Origin of the sequence: Streptococcus sp. FSL E2-3488, from assembly GCF_038003585.1 — a bacterium.
Taxonomy (GTDB): Bacteria; Bacillota; Bacilli; order Lactobacillales; family Streptococcaceae; genus Streptococcus; species Streptococcus thermophilus.
Map to the genome: position 1 here is coordinate 828612 of NZ_JBBOPL010000001.1, position 21321 is coordinate 849932.

Here is a 21321-nt window from a genome sequence, read left to right on the forward strand (position 1 = left end):
TATGGAAACTGGTAAAGGCTATGTTTTTCGTCAATTATTACTTGTTTTGATTGTATGTTTAATTAGCCTTGCTTCTCTAGCTATCGGTTTAATGATTGGCTATTCCGTATTGGGTGAAGGCAAGGATCCTATTAGCATCTTAAAACCAGAATCCTGGCAGGCAATTATTGCTAAATTTACAGGAAAATAAGAGGGAGTGGGCAGTCGTACCACTCCTTTCGTCATGACATTTATATCAAAGAAAGAGAACAATGGTAGAAAGAAAGACATCTTTGACAAATAAACAGAAACGTCAGTTAGTCACATTAATAATAGCAGCTTTAATAGCTGTTTTAGGTTACCTAGGAACCAGTAACAAGCTCTCGCCTGATAATCCTATCAGACAAGTAGCAAGCCTAGTTTCAGGGAAATCTAACAAATCCATTAAATCTAATGGTTCAACAAATAGTCAGTCTACACCACAAGAGCAGCTTTCTGAGACAGTAATGACTAGTTCAGTCAAAAGCCAACTGGGTAATTCCTTGGAATGGAATGGAGCTGGGGCCTACATTATTAATAGAAATAAGACGAATCTAAATGCTAAGGTATCAAGCCAACCCTATGCTAATAACCAAGTCAAAACGGTTCAAGGACAAACTGTTCCTACAGTTGCTAATGCCTTATTAAGTAAAGCAACTAGACAGTACAAAAATCGTCAAGAAACAGGGAATGGTTCAACCTCTTGGACACCAGCTGGATGGCACCAGGTTCAAAATTTATCAGGAGAGTATAGCCATGCCGTAGATAGAGGCCATTTGCTAGGTTATGCACTGATAGGTGGTTTGAAAGGATTTGACGCCTCGACTTCAAATCCAGAGAATATTGCTGTTCAAACTGCTTGGGCAAATCAAGCATATAGCGATAGTTCTACAGGCCAAAACTATTATGAAAGCCTAGTACGAAAAGCTCTGGATAAAAATAAACGTGTTCGTTATCGTGTGACCCTGATTTATGAAGGAGAGAATCTCATTCCATCAGGAACACATCTTGAAGCTAAGTCAGCAGACGGCTCACTTGAGTTTAATGTCTTTGTTCCAAATGTACAAGAGGGAATTACACTAGATTACTATTCAGGAAAAGTAACGGTGAATTGAAGAAAAACGACTCCGAGTGGAGTCGTTTTTAGTATCTAGACAAATAAAAAACCACCCCAAGGTGAGTTTTTTATTCACTAGCTTGCTCCCAATGTTTAGAGAGGTAGCGAGAGTAGCTAGAGATAGCAAAGTTAACCACGAAATAGGCTAAAGCCAGAATACCGTATAAAGTAAAGATTTGGCTTGGTTCGTAGTAACCACCCATCAGAATCTGGCTCTTACCAAACAATTCTTGCAAGGCGATAACAGAGTAAAGGAAAGAAGTATCCTTGACAACCGTTACGAATTGAGAAATGATAGATGGTAACATTTTACGAATAGCTTGTGGGAAGATAATATAAATAAAGATTTGTCTGTTGTTAAATCCTTGAGACAAGCCGGCTTCCGTTTGTCCAGGGTCGATAGAGTTAAGTCCTCCACGAATGATTTCCGCCAAGGCAGCTGATGTGAAGACCGTGAACGAGGTAATACCTGCCGCTGTAGACTTGAGTTGGAAGACCAAGAAGATAATGAAAATCCAAAGCAAGTTAGGAACGTTACGAACGAACTCAATGTAGATAGAAGCAATCCAACGAAGAATAGGATTCTTTCCGTTACGCATGACCGCGAGAATAGTTCCAAATAAGGTAGACAGCACAATGATGAAGAAAGACAAGTAAAGGGTTGTCCACATTCCTTGTGCCAAGAATTTAAGGTTAGTAGCTGATAAAACTTCTGACATAATGGACCTCCTTAGTAAGCTTTCTTATTTTGTTCTTCTTTACGACGTGCCCATGTGGCTAGAGGGAAACACATGATAAAGTAGAGGAAAGCAGCCCCAGCAAAGGCGGGCACGTAGTTAGTTGTATCATAAGCCCAAGCCTTAGCAGTGAACATGATATCTGCTCCAGAAATAATGGCAACCGTAGAAGTGTTTTTAATCAAGTTAACCACTTGATTGGTCAATGGTGGCAAGATAGTACGGGCAGCTTGAGGTAAGATAATGATACGCATGGTATCAGCGTAGGTGAACCCTTGAGATAAAGCTGCTTCTGTTTGACCTTTAGGAACTGCCTCGATACCTGTACGAATAATTTCAGAAATATAAGCTCCTGTGTAGACTCCTACACAAAGGATAGCCGTCAAGGAAGTTGGAATCATGACATTACCGTCAGTCAAAATCGAAATGCCATAAAAGACAACTACGAATTGTACTAGCAAAGGGGTATTTTGGAAGATTTCGACATAAACACGTGAAATACCACGAAGTACCTTGTTGCGAGTCGAACTCATAGCACCAAAAATCAATCCAAGTAGAAGTGCTACAATCAAGGCACCAATAGAAATGCCAAGGGTATATAAGAATCCTTTGGCAAATTGGCCAAAGTTAGCAAAGAAAGCAGCCCAACGTTCGAGAGCGAAAGGACTAACCGTTTCAGTTAAAAGATACATAAATTCAGGACTCCTTTCTATTTATTTTCAGCCTTAGCAGGTTTCAAATTATATTTATCGTAGAGTTTTTGAAGACTTCCATCTTTTTGCCATTTAGCTATCAAATCGTTGGTATAGTCAATCAACTCTTGGTTAGACTTGCTTGAAGCAATACCATAATCTTGTGTTTTGAAACCTTCGTTCAATATTTTAGTTTTCTTACTTTCATATCCAGAGAGGATAGATTTATCCACTGAGAAAGCATCCACACGGTGGGCGTAAAGAGATACAGCCAATTCCGGGTAAGAACCAAGTTGAACGTAGTTGAACTTAAGATTATGGGCTGAGGCATATTCTTGCAAGGCGGCTTTAGTTGATGCCCCTTGAGCAACCCCGATAGTCTTACCATTCAAATCAGAGATTTTGTTAATACCTGAATCCTTTAGGACTAAGAAACCAATTTGATCATGGTAGTAAGGATTTGAGATGGCATAAGAAGCCTTACGTTCATCATTGATAGTATAAGTACCGATAAGTAAGTCAATAGTACCGTTATCCATAAGAGGTTCACGGGTTTGTGTCGTTACTGGAATGTAATTCACTTTTACTTTCAACTCATCAGCAATCTTTTTAGCAAGGTCAACTTCCATACCTTCGTATCTATTGGTCTTAGCAGAATAGTAACCAAAGTTAGGGACATCTTGTTTAACACCAACATTAAGTGTTCCTCGATTAACGATCTTTTGGACGGCCTTACTATCTAGGAGATTGCTAGTATCTTCTGCCTCAGTTTTGTGATTTGTGATCAGAAAAACAGTAGCAATCACCAAGCTTACGGCTGTTAGGTAACGTAAGATTTTTTTGAAAATCATAGGCCACCTCCTTAGGCATCCACTGAGACTTTATCAGAGTGGTGGTTGATAATATTAGAGAGGAACTTAGCTGCACGAGGTTCAGTTGGATTGTCGAAGAAGCCATCGACATCCGTAGTGTCTACAAGGACCTGACCTTCAGCCATGAAAATGATACGGTCAGCCACACTACGAGCAAAGCCCATTTCGTGGGTAACAACTACCATGTTCATACCACCTTTGGCAAGTTTTTGCATAACAGCAAGAACATCACCGATAGCCTCTGGGTCAAGAGCTGATGTCGGTTCGTCAAAAAGCAAAAGTTCAGGTTTCATGGCAAGACCACGAGCGATGGCGACACGTTGTTTTTGCCCACCAGAAAGCATACTAGGATAAGAATCTTTCTTGTCCCACATGTTAACGTAGCGAAGGAATTTTTCAGCTGTCTTCTCCGCCTCTGCCTTACTAATTCCGAGAACCTTGATTGGTGCTAAGGTTACATTTTCAAGAACGGTTTTGTGAGGGTAGAGGTTGAAGTGTTGGAAGACCATACCTACTTCCTTACGCAATTCTACCAAGTCCTTAGCAGATGCCTCAGTAACATTATGTCCGTTAACGATCAGGGTACCCTCGTCGATTGGTTCCAAAGCATTGATAGTACGGATAAGGGTTGATTTCCCAGAACCAGAAGGTCCCAAGATAACCACAACCTGTCCTTTTTCAATTTCTAAATTGATATCACGAAGAGCATGATAGTCTCCGTAATATTTATTGACATTTTTAAATTCGATAAGTGCCATAAGAGCCTCCTATAATGGATTTGCTTGTTAGATTTTCTAACATGTTCATAATTTTAGTTTAGCATAAGATGAGTTTAAAGTCAAAAAAATACGAATATTTTTGCGAAATGCTCGTTTTTTATGATATGGTTAACCAATTTTACGATATAGATATAGAAAAAAATCGGCATTAGGATGAGTACTGCCTTCACTAGCTTGTTACCATTGTTTGCTGGGGTAACGAGAGTTGTTAGAGGTGGTAAAGTTAAGTACGAAACAAGTTAAAACGATGGTTAATTTCATATTTTGTAACTAAATGTACTAGAACTATTTATTCTACTGTAGGTGTTGTAAAAGTCAGAAATATTTAGTCTAAGGAAGGTTGGTGATTGCTCATTAATAAAAATGTAAAGAAAGCTTATATATCAGCCACAAAGGCATACTCGAAACTTGGTCCTTGACCTATTTTTTGGTATAATATGTTTGATATGTAAAGTTTTTGGCTTTACTAAATTGAATGACTTAAGAAAACCGATGAGGTGTTTATATGAAAAAAATTCTAGTTGTTGATGATGAAAGACCAATCTCCGATATCATCAAGTTTAACCTTACTAAGGAGGGTTATGAAGTGGTTACGGCCTTTGATGGGCGAGAAGCTTTGGAACAATTTGAAGCTAAAAAACCAGACTTGGTTATTCTGGACTTGATGTTGCCTGAACTGGATGGTTTGGAAGTTGCCAAGGAAATCCGTAAAACGAGCCACACACCGATTATCATGCTTTCAGCTAAAGATAGTGAGTTTGATAAGGTTATCGGATTAGAAATTGGGGCAGACGACTATGTGACTAAGCCATTTTCTAACCGTGAATTGTTGGCACGTATTAAAGCCCACTTGCGTCGTACAGAAACGATTGAAACCGCAGTAGAAGAGAGCTCTAACTCTGGCAAACAAGAAATTTCAATTGGTGAGTTGGTTATTGTTCCGGATGCCTTTGTTGCTAAAAAACGTGGAAACGAAGTTGAGTTGACCCACCGTGAATTTGAGTTACTCTTCCATTTGGCAACTCATATGGGACAAGTTATGACGCGTGAACATTTGCTTGAAACCGTTTGGGGCTATGACTATTTTGGGGATGTTCGTACTGTGGACGTAACGATTCGTCGTCTGCGTGAAAAAATTGAAGATACACCTAGCCGTCCTGAATATATCTTGACGCGTCGTGGTGTCGGTTATTACATGAAGAATTATGACTAGTATTGGCTTAAATATTACAAGCTTTGAACTAGCCTTACTCTTTACGCTCCTCTTTGTTGCTTTCTATTTCATTTTTCTAGCTTATCGTGATTATCAACAGGTCAAAAATATCCGAAAGTTGACTAAGAGAGTCAAATCCCTTATGGCAGGTAATTATAATGAAAAATTACGCATAAAGGGAGATTCAGAGCTTTTAGAGCTAGCTAATAGCTTGAATGATTTGTCGGACGTCTTTCGTTTGACACATGAAAATCTAATCCAGGAAAAAAACCGCTTATCATCTGTCCTTTCGTACATGAGTGACGGGGTTATTGCGACCAATCGCCTTGGTCAGATTACTATGATTAATAGTACTGCCCAACGCTTGTTGAATTTAGATCGCGAAACTGCGACTCAGATGTCTATTTTGGATATATTAGATGGTGAGAATCCCTATACCTATAGTGAATTGTTGTCTAAGACACCCGAAATCCATCTGTCGCGTCGAGATGCTAACGATGAATTTGTGACGCTACGTGTTAATTTTGCATTAATTCGTAAGGAATCTGGTTTTATTTCAGGTCTGGTAGCCGTTCTTCATGATGCCACTGAGCAGGAAAAAGAAGAGCGCGAACGCCGTCTCTTCGTATCAAATGTTAGTCACGAATTGCGGACGCCTTTAACTTCTGTGAAATCCTATCTTGAAGCGCTTGATGATGGTGCTCTCAACGAAGAGATTGCTCCAAACTTTATCAAAGTTTCTTTAGATGAAACCAACCGCATGATGCGTATGATTTCTGACCTCTTGGCATTATCTCGAATTGACAATAAAAGCACACAGCTTAATGTTGAAATGACAAACTTTACAGCCTTTATGACCTATATCTTGAATCGGTTTGGTCAAATTAAGAGTCAAGAAACTAATCCAGGTAAGTCTTATGAAATCATTCGAGATTACCCAGTAAACTCTATTTGGGTGGAAATTGATACTGATAAGATGACCCAGGTCATAGATAATATACTTAATAATGCCATCAAGTATTCTCCTGATGGTGGGAAAATTACAGTATCTATGAAAACGACAGACACTCAGTTGATTGTTTCTATTTCTGACCAAGGTTTAGGAATTCCTAAAAAAGATTTACCTCTGATTTTTGACCGTTTTTACCGTGTTGATAAGGCCAGAAGTCGTGCTCAGGGTGGAACAGGACTTGGCTTATCCATTGCAAAAGAAATTGTTAAACAACATAATGGCTTCATTTGGGCTAAGAGTGAGTATGGTAAGGGATCAACTTTTACAATTGTGCTTCCATATGACCAGGACGCAATGATGGTCGATGAATGGGAGATGTAGTAGAAATGACCTCAGAATTAGGGTTTAAATATAGTATTTTGGCTTCAGGGTCAACCGGGAATTCCTTTTATTTGGAAACTCCAGAAAAGAAGATTCTAGTGGATGCTGGTTTATCAGGAAAAAAAATTACAAGTTTGCTAGCGGAGATTGACCGTGATCCAAGTGATCTTGATGCTATCTTAGTAACACATGAACACAAGGACCATATCCATGGTGTAGGTGTTTTAGCTCGTAAATACGGCATGGATATATACGCCAATGAGAAAACCTGGCAAATTATGGATAGTAAGAATATGCTAGGTAAGGTTGATAATAGTCAGAAACATATTTTTTCTCGCGGTAAGCTTCTAACCTTTGGTGATATCGACATTGAATCTTTCGGAGTTAGTCATGATGCCATTGATCCACAATTTTACCGCTTTATGAAAGACGGAAAGAGCTTTGTCATGTTGACGGATACAGGCTATGTTTCAGACCGTATGGCTGGTCTTATTGAAAATGCTGATGGCTATCTGATTGAATCTAATCATGATATTGAAATCTTGAGAGCAGGTTCTTATCCTTGGTCAACCAAGCAACGTATCCTCTCTGATCAGGGTCACTTGTGTAATGAGGATGGAGCCGATGCTATGATTCGTACCATCGGTAATAAAACTAAAAAGATTTATCTGGGTCACCTTTCTAAAGAAAATAATATCAAGGAATTGGCCTACATGACGATGGAAAATCAGTTGGCTCGCGCTGACTTTGGTGTTGGAACTGACTTTAAGATTTTTGGTACCTCACCAGATACGGCGACCCCACTAACAGATATTTAGAACAATAGCAGAAGAGCTGCACTAATAGTTTAGTGTGGCTTTTTAAAAGGATAGTATATGTGAAAATAATGTATCTCTCGCTAGGGATGGTGTCGCTTGGTTTGGGAATTCTTGGAATTCCTCTACCTATCTTACCCACAACACTTTTTCTACTTTTAGCCATCGCTTGTTTTACTAGAAGTTCCAAACGTTTTGAGAAATGGTTATATAATACCAAACTTTACCAAACTTATGTCGCCGATTTTCGAGAAACAAAATCGATTGCCAAAGAACGAAAGAAAAAATCATTATCCAAATCTATGTTTTGATGGGAATATCGATAGTTTTCGCGCCTATTATAGTTAATTGAAACAAGGACAGGACAAAAGTGCCTCAAGAAAAGTATCGCAATTTGGCAATACTTTTCTGAGGTGTTTTTTAATTTGAGCCCATGTTTTCTCAATGGGATTATACTCAGGTGAGTAAGGAGGAAGTGGTAAAAGTCTATGACCCTGCTCCTTGCATAACTCTTTTAGCTTATTCATCCTATGAAACCTTGCATTGTCCATAATGATAACAGATGGTTTATCTAAAGTGGGTAGTAAGAATGTTTTAAACCAAGCTTCGAAAAAGTCACTAGTCATGGTTTCTTTGTAGGTCATTGGGGCTATAATCTCACCGTTTATAAGACCTGCGACTAAAGATAGCCGCTGGAATCTTCTTCCAGAGACCTGACCAGTGATCAACTGACCTTTCAAAGATCGACCATATTCTCGATGAAAATATGTCTCAAACCCTGTCTCGTCAATATAAACAGGTGTCAAGTGACTTAAGTTATTAAATTCTTTAAGGAACTGATTTACTTTCTCAGGGTCTTGTTCATAGTAGGTACAGCTCTTTTTTTTCGAGTATATCCCATAGCTTTGAGAGCGTAATGAATAGCTGTTGGATGACAGCCAAATTCAGAAGCTATTTCAGTCAAAAAAGCATCTGGATGAGCATCAAGATAGTTCTTTAATTTTTCTCTATCAACTTTTCTCGGTTTGGTTCCCTTAACTTGGTGATGAAGCTCGCCTGTAGTCTCCTTTAATTTTAGCCATTGATAGATGGTGTTGCGGGAAATATCGAAAACAACAGATGCTTCAGTAATACTGCCGGTTTTCTCACAGTATGCGAGAACTTTTTTACGAAAATCTAATGAATATGCCATAAGTACATTATACCACAAATGTACTATTTTTGTTTCATTTTACTATATTTGGGTGAAAATTGTGCTCTTTTTCCTAACGCTCTTTATCACTTATTGCTTGTTTAAGGTTATTCCTGATAAAGACGGATAAAAGATAAAAAATGAGGCTTCCAAAAGGAAGTCTCATTTTAACTACTATCCATTAATGTTTGCTGCGTAATTTTTTACGGACTTTATAGGCAAAGTTGGCTAGGCCATAGAATGGGCTAACAGGAAGGTTGAATTCCCCAATGAATTGTTCAATGCGTGGGTTAAATTTTGACTTGAAATTGTACAAGCCGCCATCTAGAGAATTTTCAATTCCTCCCATGTTTTGCCACTCGGCACCGCGTTCGAAAGCGTGATTCGCAGTTTCAAACCATGTCAAAATGGCAGGTTGGTAACGACGATAGTCTTCGTCCATTCCCGCATATATATTCTCAGCTGTATTTCCAAATTCCAGAACTAAGGTACCTGAGAGTGGAACAATCTTGTTACCAGCATCAACCTTTTCTTGAAGGAAGGCGATTTCTTCTGAAAGTCTCTTGTACTCTTGTTTATTGTTCTCAATTTTTCCAGGTTTGGTTTTTTCTGTAAACTTGGCAGCGTCGGCAATATTCTTTTCAAGTTGTTTATTAAGATCTTTGAGGCGAGCTGGCAAATCTAGTGTTGAGAGTGTAATGTAAGAAGATTCTGGGTAAGTAGTTAACAACTTTTCATAGTAATCAATCCCACGAAGATGAATGTTCTTACGAGCCTCTGTTTTTTTCATCAGATCTGCAAATTGGTCTAGCAGCTCAGTACCACCAAATTGAACTGAAATGCCTTTGTTTCGAGCAGTGCGAATAGCTTGCTTAGTACTCTTAGATAGCTGTTCCTCAGTAAAATCTTCCTTATAAATATTTGCCTGGAAGCGTGGTTGAATATTTTCAGCCATATCTTCGGTGAGGCCAGTCCATTCAACGCCCAGAGCTTGGATATCTTTGGCAATTGACAAAGTATCTTCATTGATGTTAACTTCTTGAGAAATCAAATTTTTAGTGACAAAGAGACTTGGATCAAATTTAACAAAGAGAGCACGTTTTGTTTTGGCATATTTTTTAAGTGAAGTTATGACAAAAGCTAACAACTCTTTATCCTGGTAGTCCATGATAGGACCGCGTGGAATGTAAATCATAGAGAATCCAAGAGGTAGTGGTTGAATAAGAACACTAGCGACGGCAACAAGTTTGTCATCTTGATAGAAACCTAGACGATCATTGCCCCAACTATCCTTGATTTTTGCCCATGAGCTACTTTGTAATAAGTTGGTTTGAGGACTATCAATAACAAAGCGGTCATGCTCAGAAGTGCTGAGTCCAATTTTATAGGTAAACATATTAGTCTAGAACCCACTTTCTAATAGCGTAAGCGACACCGGATTCATCATTTGATTTTGTGATGTATTTAGCAATTTTCTTGATTTCTGGATTTCCATTTTCCATAACGACAGGAGAACCGACGACCTCCAGCATGGCACGGTCATTTTCTTCGTCTCCAATAGCCATTGTTTCTTCTTTAGTGAGACTAAGTTTTTCAGCAAGGTGTGTAACCGCGATCCCTTTGTTGGCTGTTTTCTTGAGAATTTCTAGGTAAAATGGCGTTGATTTTACGATTGTAAAGCGATCATAAAATTCCTGTGGAAGTTTGGCAATGGCTGCATCAAGAATTTCAGGTTCGTCAATATACATGGCCTTAACAAACTCCTTGTCAGCCACCTCTTCAGGTGTACGATAGTAAATCGGCATATGAACAAGGGTAGACTCATGAACAGTGTAGCGACCAATGTTTCGATTACTTGTGTAGATACCATCTTTAGTAATAGCATGAGAATGAACGCCAAGCTTGTTAGCCAAAACCTCAATATCAAGGTAGTCTTCGTATGAAAGCGTCTCGCGAATCAATTCATTACCAGTAGAAGTCTCTTGAACGAGCCCTCCGTTAAAGGTGATGACATAGTCGCCATCTTGGTTAAGATTAAGTTCCTCAAGAAGTGGAAGTACGCCAGGAATAGGACGGCCAGTCGCAATAACGACCTTTACCCCAGCAGCCTTGGCATCTTGAATTGCTTGAAAGACTTCAGGTGTGACTTGACGTTGGCTATTCAAAAGAGTTCCATCAATATCAACTGCAATTAGTTTAATAGACATAATAAGTACCTGTTCCGTTTAGTTAATTTCCCTTCTATTTTACTAAAATTTAGCCGCTTTGTCATAGTTCTTCCTAAGAAAAATAATAGTGATGAGTCATCAGTAACAGATCAAAGCTCAATCTTAAAGAAAAACCACCTTAACTAAGAATTGCTCAAATGATTTTTAATTGGTAAAATAAGGTCAGACAAATAAAGGAGAGCTAAAATGATTCGAGCAACCAATCAATTGACAGAAAAAGAACGGAAGGATGCAAAAAAAATTGATTGTCAGCTGCCAAGCCTAGGACCGAACCTATCGAGAACCTTATCTCTCCAATATGCTTAATTTCGATTTCAACACGCCAGCCTTTTTCTTTTATTATCAAAATGGAGGTTGCTTGGTTTATTAACGGTTTATGCGGATAATGAAGATGTTGAACTAAGCATCCTAGTTCATCCCAATAATCGTCGTTAGGGCATTGCGCGTGCCTTGTTTAAGAGTTTCGAAGAAGAAACGGCATCTTATCCTATTTAATCAGTGACTTTTCAGATAGAGCGTGTTTTTCTAAATCGTCATCCTAGTCTGGCAAGCCATTGGGGGGTGATTGAGGATGAAGAGACGGAAACTTGGCTAGGGAGAGGTAGATTACCATGTGCTCTGAATTCCCGTTTAGATGTTAAGGTGCTCTTAGCAGAACCCTCTTATCTTGAAGAAATTACTCAACATGACTGTTGAAAAAGTCTATTTCACCACCAAGCCTTTTCTGATGCGGAAGAAACTCTTGAGGTGACTCACAGATATATCGCTGAGGCCTTGAAAGATTCCGATAGCTTGCTTTACATCCTGCTCAAAGAAGGTAAAATCACTGGAGTTTGTACTGTCGATGTATCTGGGAATAGCAACTACCTCTACGGGCTTGCGATTGCTGAAGCTTATCGTGGACAGGGCTATGGAAGCTATCTGGTAAAATCAGTCGTTAACCAACTCATTGCGCAAAATGACGAGGCTTTTCAAATTGTAGTAGAAGATAGCAATATTGGAGCCAAACGTTTGTATGAAAATATCGGCTTTGTCAAACAAACCCAGGTGGTTTACTTGAAATAGAAATGGTAGACGCAATACTGATACTCTCTTTTAGTATAGAGTTGCTATTATCTTAAGTAGAAAAATAGTTTTAGAATAGAAGGAATACTTAATGGAAATTAAAATTAAAAACAAAATAAAAGTAGGCGATCAAACGGAGATTATCGAAGAAATCCACACTTGTGAGGTTATGGAAAAAGGAGATTATACCTATCTTGTTCACCATAATTCGGAGAAAGAAAAAGTGGTTATTAAGTTGAACAAGGAAGAGCTGGTGATGACACGCTTTTCTAATCCAAAATCCATTATGCGTTTTTCTGCTAAAGCACCTACCTTGCTCCAAATTCCGACACCGCTTGGTGTCCAGCATTTTCTGACAGATACTAGTCTATTTGCTCATGACCCAAATGGACAAACAGTTGATGTTCATTATCAATTGAAGCATCCAGAAACAGAAGATGTTTTTGCCGATTATGAATTAGAAGTTTCATGGTTTTAATTTGTTTAGAAATAGAATCATTTTGCTTGAAATAATGTTGAATTATGTTAGAATGTAAAGGAAAAATCAAGGGAGTAGCAGGCGACTTTAATCATGAGATTTGATTAAAGATTGCGATTATGTCGTCATTACGAAATTTTACATTTCCGGCATATTCTTAAACAGCGAGACTTGTTTTTAATTAAACAGGTCTCTTTTGGTATGATTTTTTATATAAAAAGAGTCTTGTTAGCCATATTTCCCTATTTAAAAGGAGGAGACCATTTTGTCGAAAGAACAAAGTAAAGCCTTGTTTTACACGCAAGGAGTGGAAGAAGTCCTAAAAAGCTTGGACACTTCCATTGATGGTTTGTCTACTGCACAAGCCAAGGAACGTTTAGATGCCTATGGCTATAATGAGTTGGATGAAGGTGAAAAACGTAGCCTTTTATCAAAATTCATCGACCAGTTTAAAGATTTGATGATCATCATCTTGCTTGTCGCTGCTGCCCTTTCTATCATTACAGAAGGCAGGCATGGTTTGACGGATGCCTGTATTATTTTTGCCGTTGTTGTTTTGAATGCAGCCTTTGGTGTTTATCAAGAGGGGCAAGCAGAAGCGGCTATTGAAGCTCTTAAAAACATGTCAAGTCCAATGGCTCGTGTGCGCCGTGATGGTAATGTAGTTGAAATTGATTCACGTGAATTGGTTCCAGGAGACATTGTTTTGCTTGAAGCAGGTGATGTTGTTCCGGCAGATATGCGTTTGATCGAAGCTGCCTCACTTAAGATTGAAGAAGCTGCCCTTACTGGTGAATCCGTTCCAGTTGAAAAAGATATTACCGAGACGGTTGAAGCAGAAGCCGGAATTGGTGACCGTGTGAATATGTGTTACCAAAACTCAAACGTTACTTACGGTCGTGGTACTGGTGTAGTAACCAATACTGGTATGTATACTGAAGTTGGTAAGATTGCTGATATGCTAGCTAATGCGGACGAATCACAAACGCCGTTGAAGCAAAGCTTGGAGCAATTGTCTAAGACTTTGACTTACCTTATTATTGCTATTGCCTTGGTGACATTCTTGGTTAGTGTATTTATTCGTGGCGAACAGCCCCTTGAAGGTTTGATGGTTGCAGTTGCTCTTGCCGTTGCAGCTATTCCTGAAGGATTGCCTGCCATTGTAACGATTCTCTTGTCACTTGGAACAACGACTCTTGCCAAACGCAATGCGATTGTTCGTAAATTGCCAGCAGTTGAAACCCTAGGTTCAACTGAAATTATCGCATCTGATAAGACTGGTACCTTAACGATGAACCAGATGACTGTTGAAAAAGTCTATACAAACGGTCAATTGCAAAATGCTGATACAGAACTTGGTGCTGACAATACGACCCTTCGTATTATGACCTTTGCTAATGATACAAAGGTGGATCCAGATGGTAAATTAATCGGAGACCCAACAGAAACAGCACTTGTACAGTTTGGTTTAGATCACAATTTTGATGTTCGTGAAGTCTTGAAATCAGAGCCTCGTGTGGCAGAGTTGCCATTTGACTCTGACCGTAAGCTCATGTCTACTATCCATAAGGAACCAGATGGTTCTTACTTTGTAGCCGTCAAGGGTGCACCTGACCAATTGATCAAGCGTGTTACTCGAATTGAAATCAATGGGGAAGTTCGCCCAATTACGGATGAAGACAAACAAGCTATTCTTGCTATCAACAAAGACTTAGCAAAACAAGCCCTTCGTGTCTTGATGATGGCTTATAAGACAACAAGTGAAATTCCTACTTTGGAATCTGAAGTTGTTGAGTCTGATTTGATTTTCTCTGGTTTGGTTGGGATGATTGACCCAGAACGTCCTGAAGCAGCAGAAGCTGTCCGTGTCGCTAAAGAGGCGGGAATCCGTCCAATTATGATTACAGGTGACCACCAAGATACAGCGGAAGCAATCGCTAAGCGTCTCGGTATCATTGATCCAAATGATACGGAAGATCGTGTCATTACTGGGGCTGAGCTTAATGAGCTTTCTGATGAGGAATTCCAGAAAGTCTTCAAACAGTACTCAGTTTATGCGCGTGTGTCTCCTGAACACAAGGTTCGTATCGTTAAGGCTTGGCAAAATGAGGGCAAGGTTGTTGCTATGACAGGTGACGGGGTCAATGATGCGCCATCACTTAAGACAGCTGATATTGGTATCGGTATGGGGATTACAGGTACAGAGGTTTCTAAGGGAGCTTCTGATATGGTTCTTGCCGATGATAACTTTGCGACAATTATCGTTGCTGTAGAAGAAGGTCGAAAGGTCTTCTCCAATATTCAAAAATCAATCCAGTACCTCTTGTCAGCTAACATGGCCGAAGTCTTTATTATATTCTTTGCTACATTATTTGGATGGGATGTGCTTCAACCAGTGCACCTTCTCTGGATTAACTTAGTAACGGATACCCTTCCAGCCATCGCTCTTGGTGTTGAGCCAGCTGAACCAGGTATTATGACTCACAAACCTCGTGGACGTCAATCAAACTTCTTTGATGGTGGGGTCTTTGGTGCTATCATGTATCAAGGTGTTTTCCAAACTATCCTGGTTCTTGCAGTATATGGTTGGGGTCTTGTTTTCCCAGAACATCATACACAAGCAGAAATTCATGCAGATGCCCTTACAATGGCCTATGCAACACTTGGATTGATTCAGTTGCTTCATGCCTTTAACGTTAAGTCTGTTTATCAATCAGTCTTTAAAGTTGGTCTCTTTAGAAACAAGACATTTAACTGGGCAATTCCAGTTGCCTTCATCCTCTTGATGGCAACTATCGTGGTTCCTGGGTTTAATAATCTCTTCCATGTGTCACATCTAAGTTTTACACAATGGCTTGCGGTTATTGTAGGTTCATTCTTGATTGTGGTTTTGGTTGAAATAGTCAAAGCTATTCAACGTGCCCTTGGTAAGGATAAAGACGCTATTTAAGATATAAAGTCAGAGACAATGGTCTTTGGCTTTTTCCTATCACATCTTGAATTCATTAGCTGTCTTGTTTATAATGAAAGGAACTAATCATAAGTTAAGGAGAAGGTCATGAACGAAACTATTAAGACACAACTCAATCACCGCAGTATTCGTCAGTTTAAACCTGTGGCTTTGGCACAAGAAGAGGTTAACCTCCTGGTTGATGTTGCCAGACATGCACCAACAAGTAATTTTAGACAGGCTTATTCGATTATCAGTATTACTGATGAAAAATTGAAGGAACAAATTGCAGAAATTGCCAACCAACCCTATATTCCTAATACTGGGCACCTCTTTGTATTTGTTGTGGACCAAAGACGTAATACCTTGATTGCAGAAGCTAAGGGAGCCAAGGCTTTGGTACAAGGTAGTCCTGAACGCTTTATTTCAGCTTTTTCAGATGCTATGATTGCTGCGCAAAATATGGTGGTAGCTGCTGAGAGTTTAGGTGTGGGAACAGTTTATTTGGGCAGTATTTTAAATGATAATGCTAAACTTTCAGAGCTCCTCAAACTTCCAAAGTATGTCTATCCAGCAGTTGGTTTAGCAGTTGGTTGGCCAGACCAGGAACCGCAGCTTAAACCTCGTTTGCCACGTCATGTCATCCATATGGAAAATTACTATAAAGATTTGGAAAATCCCTTGGCGGAGCTAAAAGACTACGACGCTGAAGTCCATGAGTATTATGATCTTCGCGATCTCAATAACAGAGTTGATGAATTTACGACTCAAATTGCCAAGACCATGGACAAATCCGTTGCCAATCGTGCTAACACCTTGAAGGATCTACAAAAGCAGGGATTTTTCATCGACTAAAAAACGACTCTCAAAGAGTCGTTCTATAAATCGAATAATGTCATAGATGAAAGGAACTCATTTGCTAGTTCCTTTTTTTCGTAATCTAAAAACTCTGGCCGTTTCTTGACTAGGTTGTAACGTTTGGAGAGGTTCCATGTTCCAGTAGGATTGAGTTCAGGGTGATTGGAAACAAAGTCAATGGTTAAATCCCATTCACGTCGGTATCCAAGAGGACGCGAGTGATAGGTTACACCGTCAATCGTTACCGTCCCATAACTTCGGTGGGCATGACCGAAAACAACATCTTTAACGCTGTGCTTGACGAAAATCTTATGGAATTGTTCAGATCCTAAAAAAGCGTTAAAAGGTTTAAAACGCTCGTGAGTCATGGTGAAACGATTGTGAGGAACAAAATGCATGGCAACTATAAGTTTGCTAGTGTCCAAATCATTTAGAATATCGTCTAGCCTCTTGAGACCATTGTGACAGATTTCTGGATCGTTACCCAATCGCTTGAGGCGTCTGTCGAACCAGAGTTGCTTCTTACGTTTGAGAATCTTATCCAACTTTTCACCAGAATAGGAATAATCATACCATCCATGAAAGGCCAATAATGTCATACTTCCTAAATCAATTACCTGAAAATCCAGATTATCAATAAGGTCATCCTCTAAATCAAGCATATCATGATTGCCTAAATTAGAGGTAACCTTGACCTCCTTAGAAAGTTTGTGTAGAAAAGGTTTCGTGTCGATAAAATAATGGTTAGAAATATCACCAGCGATATGGAGGTGGGTGACCTTTTGATCTTTTAGACACTTTATAAGAGTATCAATTTCATATGTCTCAAAATGATTTAAATCAATATGTAAATCACTCATTACTGCAAGTCTTGTCATAGAAACATTGTAACAAAAAGGTCGTACCTTGTCCTTAGACGAAGATGATAAAAAATACTTGCCCTTGGGCTCTGTTTTCATTATGATAAGAATATGAATATCAAGTTAGAAATACAAAAGATGGCCAAGGAAATTGGCATTTCAAAAATTGGTTTTACAACCGCCGATGATTTCGACTATCTGGAAAAATCCCTTCGTCTTGGTGTCGAAGAAGGGCGAACAACAGGATTTGAACATAAAAATATTGAAGAGCGTATTTACCCCAAATTGAGCTTGGAATCAGCTAAAACCATCATATCTATTGCTGTGGCCTATCCGCATAAGTTGCCGCAACAACCCCAAAAAACAGAATTTAAGCGTGGCAAAATCACTCCAAATTCATGGGGCCTAGATTATCACTATGTTTTGCAGGATAAACTGAAACGTCTGGCAAAAGGTATTGAAAAACTAACGGAAAACTTCGAATATAAAGGTATGGTGGACACTGGAGCCTTGGTTGATACAGCAGTGGCTAAGCGAGCTGGAATAGGCTTTATCGGAAAGAATGGACTCGTTATCTCGAAAGAATACGGGTCTTACATGTATCTTGGCGAGCTTATCACTAATCTAGAGATTGAACCAGACCAAGAAGTTGACTATGGTTGTGGGGATTGCCGTCGTTGTCTGGATGCCTGTCCGACATCTTGTCTCATTGGTGATGGTACGATGAATGCTCGTCGTTGCCTATCCTTTCAAACCCAAGATAAGGGGATGATGGATATGGAGTTTCGAAAGAAGATAAAGACTGTTATCTATGGTTGTGACATCTGTCAGATTTCCTGTCCATATAACAGAGGTATCGACAATCCCTTGGCTTCAGACATTGATCCTGAGCTTGCCATGCCTGAATTGCTCCCATTTCTAGAGCTGACTAATAAGTCCTTTAAGGAGACATTTGGGATGATTGCCGGTTCCTGGCGAGGGAAGAATATTCTTCAACGTAATGCCATTATTGCCTTGGCTAACCTACATGATCGCAATGCTATTGTCAAACTGATGGAGATAATTGATAAGAATAATAATCCTATTCATACGGCAACGGCTATTTGGGCTCTAGGTGAGATTGTTAAGAAGCCCGATGAGGCTATGTTAGACTATATGAGGGGACTCTCACCAAAGGATGAGCACTCCCAAGCAGAGTGGGAGCTTGTGTGTGCAAAATGGCAAATTTAAGTGATTTATGCTAGAATTAAGCATAATACTATAAAATGGAGGAAACCTATCCATGGAAGTGGCAGAAATTCGCCAAAAAATCTCTGAAAATCAAGAGAAGCTCGTGAGCTTCGGGAGGTCTCTTTGACTTAGATCGTTTGGAAGAGGACATTGCGCTCCTTGAAAACCGAATGACTGAGCCAGATTTTTGGAATGATAATATTGCGGCTCAAAAGACCTCTCAAGAGTTAAATGAGCTCAAAATAAAATATGAAACTTTCAACAACATGAAAGAGCTCTCTGACGAGACAGAGCTTTATTTGGAAATGTTGGAAGAAGATGATAGCGTTCAAGAGGAACTCGAAGAAACACTTGAAAAACTTGATAAGATTATGACAAGTTACGAGATGACGTTGCTTTTGTCTGAGCCATATGACCATAACAATGCCATTCTTGAAATTCATCCAGGATCTGGTGGAACTGAAGCTCAGGACTGGGCAGAAATGTTACTCCGTATGTACCAGCGTTATGGAAATGCCAAAGGTTTCAAAGTTGAGACTTTGGATTATCAGGCTGGTGATGAGGCTGGAATCAAATCTGTAACTCTTGCTTTTGAGGGACCTAATGCATATGGATTCCTCAAGTCAGAAATGGGTGTTCACCGTTTGGTTCGTATCTCACCATTTGACTCTGCTAAGCGTCGTCACACTTCATTTACATCAGTGGAAGTCATGCCTGAATTAGATGATACCATTGAAGTCGAAATCCGTGATGACGATATCAAGATGGATACTTTCCGATCAGGTGGTGCAGGTGGTCAGAACGTCAATAAGGTTTCTACCGGTGTGCGTTTGACTCACATTCCAACAGGTATTGTTGTAGCTTCTACGGTTGACCGTACACAATACGGAAACAGAGACCGTGCTATGAAGATGCTTCAAGCTAAGCTCTATCAAATGGAGCAAGAAAAAAAAGCAGAAGAAGTGAATGCCTTGAAAGGTGATAAGAAAGAAATCACTTGGGGAAGTCAAATTCGCTCATATGTTTTCACCCCATATACCATGGTTAAAGATCACCGTACAGGCTATGAAGTTGCCCAGGTTGATAAAGTAATGGATGGGGATATTGAAGGTTTCATCGATGCCTACCTCAAGTGGCGTATGGAAGAATAGTAAGGATATACTGTTTTAAAGTATTAAGATACTCTATCTCAACGAAAGGAAGACTTTCAGCTATTTTAGTAGTTGAATACTGATATTATGGCTCTTATTGAATTAAAAGACGTTACTAAGAAGTATGATAAGTCAACAACAGCCCTCAGACACATTGATTTATCTATCAATTCAGGGGAGTTTGTTTACTTGGTCGGTCCTTCTGGTGCAGGTAAATCAAGTCTAATTCGCTTGTTCTACCAAGAAGAAAAATTGACGAGTGGTTCTATGAAGGTTGGGGAGTTTGATTTAACTCGTCTTCGTAAGAAAGATGTACCACTCTTGCGACGTTCTATTGGAGTTGTTTTCCAGGATTATAAACTTCTTCCAAAGAAAACAGCTTTTGAAAATGTTGCCTATGCCATGGAAGTTATTGGTGAGAAACCTCGTCATATCAAGAAACGTGTGACAGAAGTCCTCGAGTTGGTTGGTCTCAAACACAAGATGCGTTCATTCCCAAATCAATTGTCTGGTGGTGAGCAACAACGTGTCGCTATTGCGCGTGCCATTGTTAATAATCCCAAGGTTTTGATTGCAGATGAACCAACAGGAAACTTGGACCCAGAGATTTCTTGGGAAATTATGCAGGTCCTTGAACGTATTAACTTACAAGGGACTACCATTATAATGGCAACCCATAACTCAACTATCGTTAATAATCTTCGACATCGTGTCGTAGCGATTGAGGAAGGTCGTATTGTTCGTGATGAAGAGGAAGGAGAGTACGGTTACCATGATTAGACGCTTTTTCCGTCACTTAGGAGAATCTATTAAGAACCTCAAACGTAATTTATTGTCGACACTTACGGCAGTATTTTCGGTTATGATTGTCCTTTCGCTTTTAGGTGTATTTGGTTCTGTTATTCTTAACACGCAAAAATTGGCTTCAGATATTGAAAAGAATATTCAGGTCAATGTTTACTTAGATCCAGATTCAACAGATGCTTCAGAAACAGTCAAGGAACTTTCTGGACAAATCGTTGCCAATAAGGACTACCATAAAATTTATAATGCTTTGACTAAAATCAAAGGTGTAGATAAGGTTACTTTCTCTAGCAAAGAAGAACAAAAGAAACAACTCATTGAAACAATGGGGTCAAGTTTCGAGACTGCTACTGGCGATGCCAACCCTCTGTCAGATGTTTACATAGTTCAAACTAAATCACCAGATGATGTTAGTCGTGTTGCCAAGGAAGCAAAAGCTATTCAGGGCGTTGATAATGCTAACTTTGGTGGATCAGATACCGAAATTTTGATGGCTACTATGAAACGTGTTCAATTTTGGGGAATCATTGCTACAGCTCTCTTAACTATTGTAGCTGTCCTATTGATTTCAAATACCATCCGTATTACCATTATGTCACGTGCGACTGAAATTCAAATCATGCGTTTGGTCGGTGCGAAAAACTCATACATTCGTCGTCCTTACTTGATGGAGGGAGCTTGGATTGGAGCACTTGGTGCCATCATTCCTTCTGTCCTTATTTATGTTTTGTATCACATGGTTTACTCAACCTTAAACCCTGATTTTGTTAAAGGTGGTATTTCTATGTATGATGCAGACTGGTTTGTCTATGCAGTCATTGGCACCCTCTTCGCAGTCGGTATTATTATCGGTTCGATCGGGTCACGTATGGCCATGCGTCGTTATTTGAAATATTAAAGAAGTCTAGAGAGAACTAATTTGGTTCTCT

General features: G+C 39.4%; 20 protein-coding genes and 2 pseudogenes. 14 read left to right on the plus strand and 8 right to left on the minus strand.

Annotation, left to right across the window (positions count from 1 at the left end; translation table 11 throughout):
- The first annotated feature begins 1 nt into the window (after position 1).
- Together MHH90_RS04355 and MHH90_RS04360 are read left to right on the plus strand one after the other, a co-directional pair.
- A complete protein-coding gene (locus MHH90_RS04355; protein ID WP_011226090.1) occupies positions 2-190 on the plus strand; it encodes a DNA-directed RNA polymerase subunit beta in 189 nt (62 codons plus the stop codon).
- A 61-nt stretch (positions 191-251) separates the two neighbouring features.
- Positions 252-1133, plus strand: coding sequence for a DNA/RNA non-specific endonuclease (locus tag MHH90_RS04360; RefSeq protein WP_014621666.1), 882 nt, complete (start codon positions 252-254; stop codon positions 1131-1133).
- Between the two features lie 70 nt (positions 1134-1203).
- On the opposite strand, the gene MHH90_RS04365 is transcribed toward MHH90_RS04360, so the two are convergent.
- The 4 genes from MHH90_RS04365 to MHH90_RS04380 are packed head-to-tail and all read right to left on the minus strand — an operon-like array spanning position 1204 to position 4194.
- Positions 1204-1854: an amino acid ABC transporter permease gene (locus tag MHH90_RS04365; RefSeq protein WP_014608375.1), complete on the minus strand. Its 651-nt coding sequence runs from the start codon at positions 1852-1854 to the stop codon at positions 1204-1206.
- Between the two features lie 11 nt (positions 1855-1865).
- On the minus strand, positions 1866-2564 hold the full coding sequence (locus MHH90_RS04370) for an amino acid ABC transporter permease (protein ID WP_340725795.1): 699 nt from the start codon (positions 2562-2564) through the stop codon (positions 1866-1868).
- Between the two features lie 17 nt (positions 2565-2581).
- The gene (locus tag MHH90_RS04375) at positions 2582-3415 is read right to left on the minus strand and encodes a transporter substrate-binding domain-containing protein (protein ID WP_134973271.1); all 834 of its coding nucleotides are present in this window, start codon (positions 3413-3415) and stop codon (positions 2582-2584) included.
- 11 nt (positions 3416-3426) lie between these two features.
- Positions 3427-4194: an amino acid ABC transporter ATP-binding protein gene (locus MHH90_RS04380; RefSeq protein ID WP_011681207.1), complete on the minus strand. Its 768-nt coding sequence runs from the start codon at positions 4192-4194 to the stop codon at positions 3427-3429.
- Positions 4195-4720: 526 nt separating this feature from the next.
- Between MHH90_RS04380 and yycF the strand changes: the two genes are divergently transcribed.
- The 4 genes and pseudogenes from yycF to MHH90_RS04400 all read left to right on the plus strand — a co-directional run.
- Positions 4721-5428 carry a response regulator YycF gene (gene yycF / locus MHH90_RS04385; protein WP_011681206.1) on the plus strand — a complete coding sequence of 236 codons (708 nt, stop codon included), beginning with the start codon at positions 4721-4723 and terminating at the stop codon, positions 5426-5428.
- The gene (vicK, locus tag MHH90_RS04390; RefSeq protein ID WP_011681205.1) at positions 5421-6761 is read left to right on the plus strand and encodes a cell wall metabolism sensor histidine kinase VicK; all 1341 of its coding nucleotides are present in this window, start codon (positions 5421-5423) and stop codon (positions 6759-6761) included. The genes yycF and vicK overlap by 8 nt, the downstream gene beginning before the upstream one ends.
- A gap of 5 nt (positions 6762-6766) precedes the next feature.
- The gene (locus MHH90_RS04395) at positions 6767-7579 is read left to right on the plus strand and encodes an MBL fold metallo-hydrolase (RefSeq protein WP_011681204.1); all 813 of its coding nucleotides are present in this window, start codon (positions 6767-6769) and stop codon (positions 7577-7579) included.
- A gap of 68 nt (positions 7580-7647) precedes the next feature.
- A pseudogene (locus MHH90_RS04400) lies at positions 7648-7919 on the plus strand (YbaN family protein); the annotation flags it as partial.
- Position 7920: 1 nt separating this feature from the next.
- Here the strand turns inward: MHH90_RS04400 and MHH90_RS04405 are convergent.
- From MHH90_RS04405 to yidA, 3 genes are all read right to left on the minus strand, one after another.
- Positions 7921-8768, minus strand: a protein-coding gene (locus MHH90_RS04405) for an IS630 family transposase (RefSeq protein WP_340725797.1) whose coding sequence is annotated in 2 segments (ribosomal slippage) — positions 7921-8465 and positions 8465-8768 — 849 coding nt in all. Because the reading frame shifts where the segments join, the coding sequence is not laid out codon by codon here.
- A 181-nt stretch (positions 8769-8949) separates the two neighbouring features.
- Complete coding sequence (locus MHH90_RS04410) at positions 8950-10164, minus strand: aminoacyltransferase (RefSeq protein ID WP_004197368.1); 1215 nt, start codon at positions 10162-10164, stop codon at positions 8950-8952.
- A 1-nt stretch (position 10165) separates the two neighbouring features.
- Positions 10166-10975, minus strand: coding sequence for a sugar-phosphatase (gene yidA, locus MHH90_RS04415; RefSeq protein WP_011226081.1), 810 nt, complete (start codon positions 10973-10975; stop codon positions 10166-10168).
- 207 nt (positions 10976-11182) lie between these two features.
- Here yidA and MHH90_RS04420 point away from each other — a divergent pair.
- The 4 genes and pseudogenes from MHH90_RS04420 (at position 11183) to MHH90_RS04435 (ending at position 16344) form a co-directional block, all read left to right on the plus strand.
- A pseudogene (locus MHH90_RS04420) lies at positions 11183-12061 on the plus strand (GNAT family N-acetyltransferase).
- Between the two features lie 91 nt (positions 12062-12152).
- Positions 12153-12539, plus strand: coding sequence for a DUF1934 domain-containing protein (locus MHH90_RS04425; protein ID WP_002953113.1), 387 nt, complete (start codon positions 12153-12155; stop codon positions 12537-12539).
- Positions 12540-12804: 265 nt separating this feature from the next.
- On the plus strand, positions 12805-15489 hold the full coding sequence (locus MHH90_RS04430; protein WP_340725798.1) for a cation-translocating P-type ATPase: 2685 nt from the start codon (positions 12805-12807) through the stop codon (positions 15487-15489).
- A 108-nt stretch (positions 15490-15597) separates the two neighbouring features.
- Positions 15598-16344, plus strand: a complete 747-nt coding sequence (locus MHH90_RS04435; RefSeq protein ID WP_064355898.1) for an NADPH-dependent oxidoreductase — start codon at positions 15598-15600, stop codon at positions 16342-16344.
- A 23-nt stretch (positions 16345-16367) separates the two neighbouring features.
- On the opposite strand, the gene MHH90_RS04440 is transcribed toward MHH90_RS04435, so the two are convergent.
- Complete coding sequence (locus MHH90_RS04440) at positions 16368-17225, minus strand: metallophosphoesterase (RefSeq protein ID WP_023909690.1); 858 nt, start codon at positions 17223-17225, stop codon at positions 16368-16370.
- A gap of 93 nt (positions 17226-17318) precedes the next feature.
- Between MHH90_RS04440 and queG the strand changes: the two genes are divergently transcribed.
- The 4 genes from queG to ftsX all read left to right on the plus strand — a co-directional run bounded on the left by queG (position 17319) and on the right by ftsX (position 21290).
- Positions 17319-18437: a tRNA epoxyqueuosine(34) reductase QueG gene (gene queG, locus MHH90_RS04445; RefSeq protein WP_002953100.1), complete on the plus strand. Its 1119-nt coding sequence runs from the start codon at positions 17319-17321 to the stop codon at positions 18435-18437.
- Positions 18438-18489: 52 nt separating this feature from the next.
- Positions 18490-19588, plus strand: a protein-coding gene (gene prfB, locus MHH90_RS04450) for a peptide chain release factor 2 (RefSeq protein WP_116920253.1) whose coding sequence is annotated in 2 segments (ribosomal slippage) — positions 18490-18561 and positions 18563-19588 — 1098 coding nt in all. Because the reading frame shifts where the segments join, the coding sequence is not laid out codon by codon here.
- 87 nt (positions 19589-19675) lie between these two features.
- Complete coding sequence (ftsE, locus tag MHH90_RS04455; protein WP_002953094.1) at positions 19676-20368, plus strand: cell division ATP-binding protein FtsE; 693 nt, start codon at positions 19676-19678, stop codon at positions 20366-20368.
- The gene (ftsX, locus tag MHH90_RS04460; protein WP_011681194.1) at positions 20361-21290 is read left to right on the plus strand and encodes a permease-like cell division protein FtsX; all 930 of its coding nucleotides are present in this window, start codon (positions 20361-20363) and stop codon (positions 21288-21290) included. The genes ftsE and ftsX overlap by 8 nt, the downstream gene beginning before the upstream one ends.
- Positions 21291-21321 lie beyond the last annotated feature (31 nt).

Coding starts and splice junctions, on each gene's coding strand:
- MHH90_RS04355 (WP_011226090.1), top strand. CDS start 2: ATGGAAACTGGTAAAGGCTATGTTTTTCGTCAATTATTACTTGTTTTG.
- MHH90_RS04360 (WP_014621666.1), top strand. CDS start 252: ATGGTAGAAAGAAAGACATCTTTGACAAATAAACAGAAACGTCAGTTA.
- MHH90_RS04365 (WP_014608375.1), bottom strand. CDS start 1,854: ATGTCAGAAGTTTTATCAGCTACTAACCTTAAATTCTTGGCACAAGGA.
- MHH90_RS04370 (WP_340725795.1), bottom strand. CDS start 2,564: ATGTATCTTTTAACTGAAACGGTTAGTCCTTTCGCTCTCGAACGTTGG.
- MHH90_RS04375 (WP_134973271.1), bottom strand. CDS start 3,415: ATGATTTTCAAAAAAATCTTACGTTACCTAACAGCCGTAAGCTTGGTG.
- MHH90_RS04380 (WP_011681207.1), bottom strand. CDS start 4,194: ATGGCACTTATCGAATTTAAAAATGTCAATAAATATTACGGAGACTAT.
- yycF (WP_011681206.1), top strand. CDS start 4,721: ATGAAAAAAATTCTAGTTGTTGATGATGAAAGACCAATCTCCGATATC.
- vicK (WP_011681205.1), top strand. CDS start 5,421: ATGACTAGTATTGGCTTAAATATTACAAGCTTTGAACTAGCCTTACTC.
- MHH90_RS04395 (WP_011681204.1), top strand. CDS start 6,767: ATGACCTCAGAATTAGGGTTTAAATATAGTATTTTGGCTTCAGGGTCA.
- MHH90_RS04410 (WP_004197368.1), bottom strand. CDS start 10,164: ATGTTTACCTATAAAATTGGACTCAGCACTTCTGAGCATGACCGCTTT.
- yidA (WP_011226081.1), bottom strand. CDS start 10,975: ATGTCTATTAAACTAATTGCAGTTGATATTGATGGAACTCTTTTGAAT.
- MHH90_RS04425 (WP_002953113.1), top strand. CDS start 12,153: ATGGAAATTAAAATTAAAAACAAAATAAAAGTAGGCGATCAAACGGAG.
- MHH90_RS04435 (WP_064355898.1), top strand. CDS start 15,598: ATGAACGAAACTATTAAGACACAACTCAATCACCGCAGTATTCGTCAG.
- MHH90_RS04440 (WP_023909690.1), bottom strand. CDS start 17,225: ATGACAAGACTTGCAGTAATGAGTGATTTACATATTGATTTAAATCAT.
- queG (WP_002953100.1), top strand. CDS start 17,319: ATGAATATCAAGTTAGAAATACAAAAGATGGCCAAGGAAATTGGCATT.
- ftsE (WP_002953094.1), top strand. CDS start 19,676: ATGGCTCTTATTGAATTAAAAGACGTTACTAAGAAGTATGATAAGTCA.
- ftsX (WP_011681194.1), top strand. CDS start 20,361: ATGATTAGACGCTTTTTCCGTCACTTAGGAGAATCTATTAAGAACCTC.